This is a genomic window from Cloacibacillus sp., assembly GCF_020860125.1.
Taxonomy (GTDB): Bacteria; Synergistota; Synergistia; order Synergistales; family Synergistaceae; genus Cloacibacillus.
In genome coordinates this window covers 23,979-33,235 of the sequence record NZ_JAJBUX010000026.1, presented here as the reverse complement: position 1 = coordinate 33,235, position 9,257 = coordinate 23,979, and the positions used below count along the sequence as shown (strand labels likewise).

Here is a 9,257-nt window from a genome sequence, read left to right as displayed (position 1 = left end):
ATACGGCGGGTCCGAGCCTCAACATCCTCATCAAGCTGATGTCCGTGGTCGCCACCGTTCTTGCCCCTCTATTTGCACTGTAAGGCGATAAACAGAGCAAAACCTGTGATAATATAAATTAGAGGGAGAGTTACAGCTCTCCCTCTAATCTTCTTAATGAGGCTCCGCATATCAATATCCATGCGGCGCTGGTAAACGGTTTCGCAGACAGCGGTGAAATGCCGCCGTTCGCCTGCGGGATATACATTACGAAGCGTTGACGCTGAGGCGAAAGTTCAGTTCTTTGCGAAGAGGAGGCAGTCTATGGCATCTGACGATGTTCGTGAAATAAAATCAAGGCTCGACATCGTTGAGATCGTATCTGAGTATGTGAAACTCAAGAGAAACGGGCGTACCTTCTGGGGATGCTGTCCCTTTCATAATGAGAAGACGCCCTCTTTCAGCGTCTCGCCGGAACGCCAGACCTATCACTGTTTTGGCTGTGGAAAGGGAGGAGATATCTTCTCCTTTATTATGGAGACGGAACACCTTGAATTTCGCGAAGCCCTTGAGAGGCTTGCCGAAAGGGCCGGCGTTACGCTGTCGAGAGGACAGCAGAATTTTGCGGCGCAGCGTGTGAACAGGGATATAAATCTTACGGCGCTCGACTTTTTTTTAGAATCACTGACGGACGCCGGCGGAGAGCCGGCGAGAAAATATCTTGAGAGGCGTTCCCTTCCTCTCGATGTGTGCCGCCGCTTTGAAATAGGCTGGGCCCCGAACTCCTGGGATATGCTGGTTCGCAGGCTCCAGAAGAAGGGTTTCACCTCCGCGCAGATACTCGAAAGCGGCCTCGCCGGCGAGGGACGCGACGGAGGATGCTATGACCGATTCCGCGGGAGGGTGATCTTCCCAATATACAATATAACCGGACGCCTGATCGGCTTCGGCGGCAGGATGATTGACGGAGAGGGAGCAAAATATCTCAACAGCCCGGAGAGCAGGCTCTTTAATAAGAGACATAACCTTTATCTGCTCGATAAGGCGAAGACTTCGATGAATGCTAAGGGGCACGCGATATTGACCGAGGGATACCTTGACGCGATACGCGCGCACCTCTTTGGATATACAAACACGGTGGCCTCTCTGGGAACGGCGCTTACCCAGGAGCAGGCTTCGCTAATAAAACGCATGACAGGATTGTGCTATATCTGCTATGATTCAGACTCCGCCGGACAGGAGGCGGCGCTGCGCGCTATGTACACTCTTCACGCGGAGGGGGTCGTAGCGAAGCGCGTTATCTGGAAAGGCGGCAAGGACCCCGACGAGATACTGCTGCAGCCCGGAGGTCCCGAGCTTTTTGAAGGGGCTATCACGGAGGCGCTGCCTCTGCCTCTTTTTCACGCGCACTTGCGAAGCGAGGCGCTGAAAGATCCGGTGCAGGCGCCGGAGGCGCGCAGGGATCTGCTTGACGGTCTCGCGTCGCTTTCGATCTTTGATGTGATGCCCTATTTGGACGAACTGGGAAATATACTGGGTGTATTTCCCCACGAGGTACAAAGTATGCTGGAGGAGCGAAAACGCCAAAGGCCGGAGGCTCCCTCCAGGAACAGACGGGAGCAGGAGGAAGAGGATTTTATTCTTCCCGAGCAGAATTACGCGGACGACCTTGAATATATGCTTTGCAGCCTGCTCTGGAGCAAAAAGGAAATCCGCGAGGCATACAGGGCTGAGGAGCTTATGTGCTACATAGAGGATACGGGGATACAAAATATCGTATTCGCGCTGCTCAGCGGCGACGATCCGGAGGAGCTGGAGCGACGCTGGCAGCAGATGAACGATATGAGCGGAATGCAGATAATCGCCCGCGGAAACAGCCTTCTCTCCCGGGAGGGGATCAGCGGAGAGACCGCTGAAAAGCTGACGGAGACTCTAAGACGCAAATATTTGAAGAATCGTCTCGCCTCTCTCGTCATGAAGATAAAAGAGGGTAAGGTTTCGGAGAGCGAATACGAGGAATATTTAAAATATACAAGATTATTAAAAGGAGGGAGCATAAAGGCATGAAGAAGACAAAGAGTAAAAAAGAAGAAATTATGCCGGAAGAGACGTCCCCTATAACAGAAGATGGCGCGGAGGCCATGGATGTGTCCATGAATGATGAGGCTATGGCTGAAGATATATCATCGGTGGACGATGCCGATATCGACCCGCTCAGCCTCGAGGAGCCGCCGGTGGATGAGCCGGATCTGATCGACGTCATAGCGCCGATCGATGAACCCGAAGAGGACAGCTCCGTATCACCGCTCGGAGACGATACCGAAGGAGCCGACTACAGCGCCTACATAGATAACGTGCGCGACCTGCTTCACAAGGGGCGCGAGAAGGGCTTTGTAACATACGAGGATATCGAAAAGAGGATGCCGAAAGACTTCCTAACCGCCGACATCCTTGACAATCTTTATATGAATCTGATGGAGCTCGGAGTTGACGTCCTCGACGAGCCAAAGACGAAGGTAGATCCCTCCGAGGGAGAGGCCCTTGTGCCGACGACGGTCAACAACGAGGACATGGGAGATCTGGAGGATCTGCCGCTCTCCGATCCTGTGCGTATGTATCTCCGGGAGATCGGCAAGATTCCGCTTCTCACTTCGGAAGACGAGGTCATGCTCGCTAAGGGCGTGGAGGCGGGAGACGCCTCCAGCAAGGACGCGCTGGTGGAGGCGAACCTCAGGCTCGTCGTCAGTATCGCGAAAAAATATATTGGCCGCGGCATGCTCTTCCTTGACCTGATACAGGAGGGCAACCTCGGTCTGATCCGCGCAGTGGAAAAATTTGACTACCATAAGGGCTATAAATTCAGCACATACGCGACCTGGTGGATAAGGCAGGCGATAACGCGCGCGATCGCGGATCAGGCGCGCACGATACGCATTCCGGTCCATATGGTCGAGACTATCGATAAGCTCATCCGTGTTTCGCGTCAGCTTGTCCAGAGGTTGGGACGGGAACCGACGGCGGAGGAGATAGCGGCCGGAATGGAGATACCTTCGGACCGCGTAGAGGAGATACAGCGTATTGCGCAGGAGCCGGTATCGCTCGAGACTCCGATCGGTGAAGAAGAAGACAGTCAGCTCGGAGATTTCCTTGAAGACAAGGATCTGCCGAGCCCAGAAGAGGCCGCCGCGAGCCAAATACTGCGCGAGCAGTTGGACGAGATGCTAGATGATCTCACCGACCGCGAACGCGAGGTATTGAGGCTGCGTTTCGGTCTTGAGGACGGCCACGCCCATACCCTCGAAGAGGTTGGCCGGCGTTTCGGCGTGACACGCGAGCGTATACGGCAGATAGAGGCGAAGGCTCTGAGAAAATTGAGACATCCGAGCCGCAGCAAGAAGCTGAAAGATTTCCTCGAATAGGATATGAAAGAGACACCCGTCATTTACATGCCGGGTGTCTTGCCGTTTGAGAACTTTGCTACTTATTGCACGAACGCTGCAGAAGCATTATACTTTTGAAGTATAAGTGGGGTGAGATTTTGAGGCTGGATAAATATCTGAAGCTGTCGCGCCTGATAAAGCGCAGGACGGTCGCGCAGGAGATGGCGGAGATCGGCGCGGTGCGCGTCAACAAGAGGCAGTGCAAACCCGCCGCCGAGGTCCGTGAGGACGATGTCGTCGAGATCGCCTATCCGCGGCGCATTCTGACCGTCAAAGTGCTGACGGCGGACGAAACGGCCCTCAAGAGGAACGCGCCCGCTTATACGGTTATAGAAGAGAAAGAGGCCGCCTCCGGCGAGAAGCCGTGGTAGGTATAGGGGAGTCAGTCCGAAAGAGGAAAGGGGAAATCAGGTTGTCACGTATAGAGAGCATTCACGCCAGAGAGATATTGGATTCCAGAGGTTTTCCGACTGTAGAGGTCGAGGTCAGGCTCGACTCAGGTACGATGGGAGGCGCGAGCGTGCCCTGCGGAGCTTCCACCGGCACCTATGAGGCATTTGAGATGCGTGATAAGGACAACGGAAGATATCGTGGCCGCGGCGTCCTTGACGCGGTTAAGAATATAAACGAGGTCATCGCCCCCGCGCTAAAAGGATTAAACCCCGCTGAACAGGCGCTCGTTGACAATACTATGATTGAACTTGACGGAACGCTGCATAAGATTCGTCTGGGGGCGAACGCGACGCTCGGCGTTTCGCTGGCCGTGGCGCGCGCAGCGGCGAACGACCTTGTGGTCCCCCTCTGGCGTTATCTGGGAGGCCTCAACGCCGACCTGATGCCGGTGCCGATGATGAACGTTATAAACGGCGGCGTGCACGCCGATAACAATCTGAACATACAGGAATTTCTCATCATCCCGCATGGAGCTCCCTCATTCGCGGAGTCTCTGCATATGGGAACCGAGACCTACCACGCGCTGAAGGATATCCTGGCGCGCACGGGAAAGCCTACGGGGACGGGAGACGAGGGCGGTTTCTCATGCGATTTCCGCGATCCCGACGAGGTGCTGGAGACGCTGATGCTTGCGATAAGCGAGGCCGGATATCAACCGGGACGGGATATTTCGATCGGCCTTGACGTGGCTGCGAGCCAGTTCGCGGTCGAGGGGGCCTACCAGTTCCCCGGCTCCAACTGCCGTTTTACAGCGTGCGAGCTTATCGATATGTATGAGAATCTCTGCGCGAAATATCCCGTTATCTCAATTGAGGACGGCCTTGCGGAGGATGACTGGCAGGGCTGGGTCTCACTCACCGAGCGTCTTGGCAAAAAGATAGAGCTTATAGGCGACGATTTATTTGTGACCCATAAAGACCGACTGAGGCTGGGCATTGAAAAACACGCGGCGAACGCGGTCCTCATCAAGCCGAACCAGATCGGTACGCTGACGGAGACGCTGAATGTCTGCGAGATGGCGCTGCGTGCCGGATACAACCGGATAATTTCCCACCGTTCCGGCGAGACCTCCGACTCTTTCATCGCCGACCTTTCGGTGGCGACGGGAGCCGGGCAGATAAAGGCGGGAGCGCCGCGCGGTATGGAACGGGTCCGTAAATACAACAGGCTGATACGCATAGAGGAGGCCCTCGCTGGGCGTTCCGAGTTTGCGGGAAAACCCTCTCCCAGGGTATAGAGGAGGACAATATATGAAAGTAGCGGAACCAATGGTAGAGAGGCTTATACAATACTACCGTCTCCTGATGCTGATGAAAGAAGAGGGACGAAAGGTCGTCTCCTCGCTTCAAATGGGTGAGATGCTCGGTATAAAGGCGAGCCAGGTACGCAAGGATCTCTCCTACTTCGGCGAAATAGGAAAGCGCGGCGTCGGTTACCATGTGAACCGTCTTTGCGCGCATATCGAGAATATTCTTGCCTCGCCGCGCGTATGGCGCGTGGCGCTTGCCGGCGTGGGGAACCTCGGCACCGCGCTGATGGGGCACACAGCCTTCCAGAGCTATAAATTCAATGTTGAGGCGCTCTTCGACGTTGACCCGGAGAAGGTCGGACGTAAAGTGATGGGAGTGGAGTGCTTCCATTCGGATGACATCGCCAGGGTGATGGAGGAGCGCAATATAGAGGTGCTTTTGCTCGCGGTGCCGGCTGCTGCGGCGCAGGCCTGCGTCGATAAGGCCGTCGCCTCGCCGACGCTGAAGGGGATACTGGCCTTTACTCCCGCGACGGTGGTCGTTCCCGAAAGGATACTATTTTATCGCGTGGATATATTCGTCAAACTTGAGAAGCTTCTCTTCTTTCTTAAGGAGCAGGAAAAACAGCATTAGCGCCAAATCATGGAAAATGGATATAGTCACAACGGGCGATATCATGATAAAATACCCGTTGTGGCGGAAGAAACAAATTAAAAACAAGTTTTGTAAGGAGGAATTTCTTTGGGCCAGCAGGGCGGTTTGACAAGTATGTTGCTACCTCTCGCAATGTTTGCGGCGATATTCTATTTCATGATTATCAGGCCGCAGAAAAAGAAACAGAAGGCGCATGAAGATATGCTCGCCAGCATCAGTAAGGGAGATACGGTGATAACCGCCGGAGGGTTCTTTGGAATAGTCCGCGAGACCCTTGATGACAGCTACATCATCGAACTTGACGAGGGCGTTAAGGCGCGTATACTCAAAAGCTCCGTCTCAATGAAAAAGAACGACGGCAGCACGGCGGGTACACAGCCGAAGAAAAAGAAGTCTAAGAAATCCGAGGCTTTGGTTGAAGAAAACAAGCCGGAGGCCGAAGCGGCCAAACCGGTGGAGGAGGCTCCTTTGCTGGAGGCCGCCGCGGTAGAGGGAGATCCAGATGCCGCCGTAGTCGAAGAGAGCATCGCCGCCGCCGAAGATAAAGATGAGGAATCCAAGAAAGAGGCGTAAGCACAGCCTTTAACGTTACTCTGTTTTTCTACGGAGAGGACAACTTTAACGGGTCCACTCCGTTTTCTTTGTGAGGAGGCGCATGTAGATGCTAAAGAGAGACAAATGGCGGCTTATTTTGGTCGTTGTAGTTGTCATAATTGCCGCGGCAGTGGCATTTCCCGTAAAGGGGAAAATACGCCTTGGCCTTGACCTTAGAGGCGGCGTCCATATCATACTTCAGGCGAAGGGTACGCCGGAGAACCCGCTTACCCCGGACAGCCTTGAAAGACTTCTTGTCGTTCTCCGCTCCCGCGTGGACCAGTACGGCATAGCCGAACCGGTGATCCAGCGCGAGGGCGAAGACCGTATCGCCGTAGATCTTCCCGGAATAGAAGATCCCGAAGCGGCTCTCGACCTTATCGGCCGTACCGCCGTTTTACAGTTCCGCCAGGTGTTGGGTGAATCCCCTCGTGTGCCGGCAAAGCCGGTACGCGCGAACTATGACAGCGATGAGCAGTTTAAGACTGCCGAAGATCGCTGGACGGCGGCCAAGAACGAGGTTGACCTTTACATAAAGCAGATGGAAGAGGCGGTCAAATCAAATCACGACATGGCGGTCGCCAGAAGTGAAAACGGCAGCGCCTACCTTCTCGGCAAGCAGTATGTCGGCGGCGGAGACCTCACAAAGGCGGAGACGAACTTTGATCAGTTTGGCAAGGCGGCGGTCTCTCTGAAGTTCAACACGGAGGGCGCGAAACTCTTCGACGAGGTGACGGCGGCCAACATAGGCAAACAGATCGCCATCGTGCTCGACGGCATCGTCATCTCCGCGCCGGTCGTGCAGCAGCGCATCTCCGGCGGAGAGGCCCAGATCACCGGCTCCTTCTCCACCGCGGAGGCCAACAGGCTTGCGATCATGCTTCGCGCGGGCGCGCTTCCGGTCTCTGTCGAAGTTCTTGAAAACCGCTCTGTCGGACCGTCCCTTGGAGCGGACTCGATACATGACGGTATCAAATCCGGCCTCATCGGCGCGGCGCTTGTCGTCATATTTATGGTGGTCTACTATGGGCTGCTGGGGATCGCCGCCGATATCGCGCTTGCCGTGGCGATGCTTCTTGTAATCTCAGCGCTCATCATGCTCAAATCGACACTCACGCTTCCCGGCATCGGCGGTATGATCCTTACGATAGGCATGGCGGTAGACGGCAATATCCTTATATATGAAAGAATGAAAGAGGAGTTCCGTTCGGGCAAGACGATGATGGCGGCCCTTGATACCGGTTTCCGCAAGGCGCTCATCGTAATCCTGGACTCGAACATCACGACGCTCATCGCCGCCGCGATACTCTTCTACTTTGGAAGCGGTCCGATACGCGGCTTCGCCGTCACGCTGAGCATAGGCGTCGTCGCCTCCGTCTTCTGCAACACGGTGGTCACGCGGACGCTGTTGGGAATAGTCCTCTCGACGCGTAAGAACCATACTTTATAAGAAGGAGGCAATAGGAAATGGCTACATTTGACGCTTCAAAACTTAACTTTCCGTTTATGAAGTACCGGAAGATGCTGATCGGCATCAGCCTCGTATGTATCCTCGCATCGTTTGGCCTCCTGATGACGAAAGGGCTGAATCTCGGCGTCGACTTCACCGGAGGGCTCGTCCTTCAGGTCAAATTTGAAAAACCGGTCGACATCGCCGAGGTGCGTTCAGCGCTGAGTAAGATCGACCAGGGCAACGCAACGATACAGGCCTTTGACGCTACGGATGTGCTTCTGCGCTTTCAGGCACAGGACGATCAGGTCCGCAAGGCGGTGCTCGACGTGCTTAAGGCAGACGTTGGGAACTATAAGATCCTCCGCATAGACAAGATAGGCCCCGTGGTCGGCAGCGAGCTCCGCGCTCAGGCGACCTACGCGTTGCTGCTCGCCCTTGCCGGTATTCTAATCTACATGGCTTTTCGCTTCCGCTTCCGCTTCGGCGCCGCGGCCGTCCTCTCTCTGATGCACGACGTCATCCTGATGCTTGGCGTCTACAGCCTCACAGGCAAAGAGGTCTCAGTCACCTTTATCGCGGCGATCCTCACCGTCGCGGGGTACTCGCTGAACGACTCGATAGTCGTGCTTGACCGTATCCGTGAAAACTGGGGGCAGGTCCGCGGAAAGGGGATAGTCGAGCTCGTCAACACTTCGATAAACCAGACCCTTTCACGTACGATCAATACCTCGGTGACGACGCTGCTGCCAGTTATCTCAATGTATATTTTTGGTGGTGAAGTCATCAGTAATTTTGCCTTCGCCTTCCTCATCGGCATTGGTGTCGGTACATACAGCTCGATCTACATCGCAAGCTCTATGCTGGTAGAGTGGTATCTGCGCTCGCCGAAGTATTAAAGCGGACGGTTACGTCAAATACTTAAAAAATCTCTCCCCTCGCGGGGGAGAGATTTTTTTTATGTTATGTTGTATCATATAACCGTATATGAAGACAGGCAAAGGTTATCGTCCTTTGCCGACTGGAGGGATTTTGTTTGAAAAGCTATATACTCGCGATTGTACTGACCATGTTCCTCTCCGCGCTGTTTGCCTTTCAGAATATCGGCGACGTAACCATTCGCTTCCTTATCTTCGAATGGACGCTGCCGCAGGGAGTTTGGGAGGTTGTGCTCTTCTCTTCGGGAGCGGCCATTATGTGGTTCTTCTCCCTCTTCTCCGTCTTTGAGGTGCGCTCAAAGTACAAGAAAGAGCTGAAGCAGAAGGATGAAAAGATCGCCGCTTTAGAACAGGAAAAGAAGACGATCCTCGACTCTTTCGTTGCCAGGACGGAGGCAGCGCCGGAGAACCGCTCACAGGAGAGCGGCGCCCCGGAGGCGGGAACGGCGGAATAACCTTTGGTCGTACGCTGTACCAAAGACTCACTGAACATCTTTAC

9 protein-coding genes are annotated in these 9,257 nt (G+C 54.6%); all 9 read left to right on the top strand.

Going from position 1 to position 9,257, the window contains the following annotated elements; all coding sequences use genetic code 11:
• Window positions 1-303: 303 nt before the first annotated feature.
• Window positions 304-2,046, top strand: coding sequence for a DNA primase (dnaG, locus tag LIO98_RS03660; protein ID WP_291953433.1), 1,743 nt, complete (start codon window positions 304-306; stop codon window positions 2,044-2,046).
• Window positions 2,043-3,398, top strand: coding sequence for an RNA polymerase sigma factor RpoD (gene rpoD, locus LIO98_RS03655; protein WP_291953432.1), 1,356 nt, complete (start codon window positions 2,043-2,045; stop codon window positions 3,396-3,398). Before dnaG ends, rpoD begins: the two co-directional genes overlap by 4 nt.
• Window positions 3,399-3,517: 119 nt before the next feature.
• Window positions 3,518-3,790 (top strand): S4 domain-containing protein, encoded by a 273-nt coding sequence (locus LIO98_RS03650; RefSeq protein ID WP_291953434.1) that lies wholly within the window; start codon window positions 3,518-3,520, stop codon window positions 3,788-3,790.
• Window positions 3,791-3,831: 41 nt separating this feature from the next.
• Entirely contained in the window at window positions 3,832-5,109 is a 1,278-nt protein-coding gene (eno, locus tag LIO98_RS03645) for a phosphopyruvate hydratase (protein ID WP_291953431.1), read from the top strand.
• A gap of 13 nt (window positions 5,110-5,122) precedes the next feature.
• A complete protein-coding gene (locus LIO98_RS03640; protein ID WP_291953430.1) occupies window positions 5,123-5,755 on the top strand; it encodes a redox-sensing transcriptional repressor Rex in 633 nt (210 codons plus the stop codon).
• 135 nt (window positions 5,756-5,890) lie between these two features.
• Window positions 5,891-6,349, top strand: a complete 459-nt coding sequence (gene yajC, locus LIO98_RS15380) for a preprotein translocase subunit YajC (RefSeq protein ID WP_363303906.1) — start codon at window positions 5,891-5,893, stop codon at window positions 6,347-6,349.
• An 88-nt stretch (window positions 6,350-6,437) separates the two neighbouring features.
• A complete protein-coding gene (secD, locus tag LIO98_RS03630; protein ID WP_291953429.1) occupies window positions 6,438-7,820 on the top strand; it encodes a protein translocase subunit SecD in 1,383 nt (460 codons plus the stop codon).
• 17 nt (window positions 7,821-7,837) lie between these two features.
• Window positions 7,838-8,719, top strand: coding sequence for a protein translocase subunit SecF (gene secF / locus LIO98_RS03625; RefSeq protein ID WP_291953428.1), 882 nt, complete (start codon window positions 7,838-7,840; stop codon window positions 8,717-8,719).
• Between the two features lie 137 nt (window positions 8,720-8,856).
• Entirely contained in the window at window positions 8,857-9,213 is a 357-nt protein-coding gene (locus tag LIO98_RS03620) for a LapA family protein (RefSeq protein ID WP_291953427.1), read from the top strand.
• Window positions 9,214-9,257: the final 44 nt, after the last annotated feature.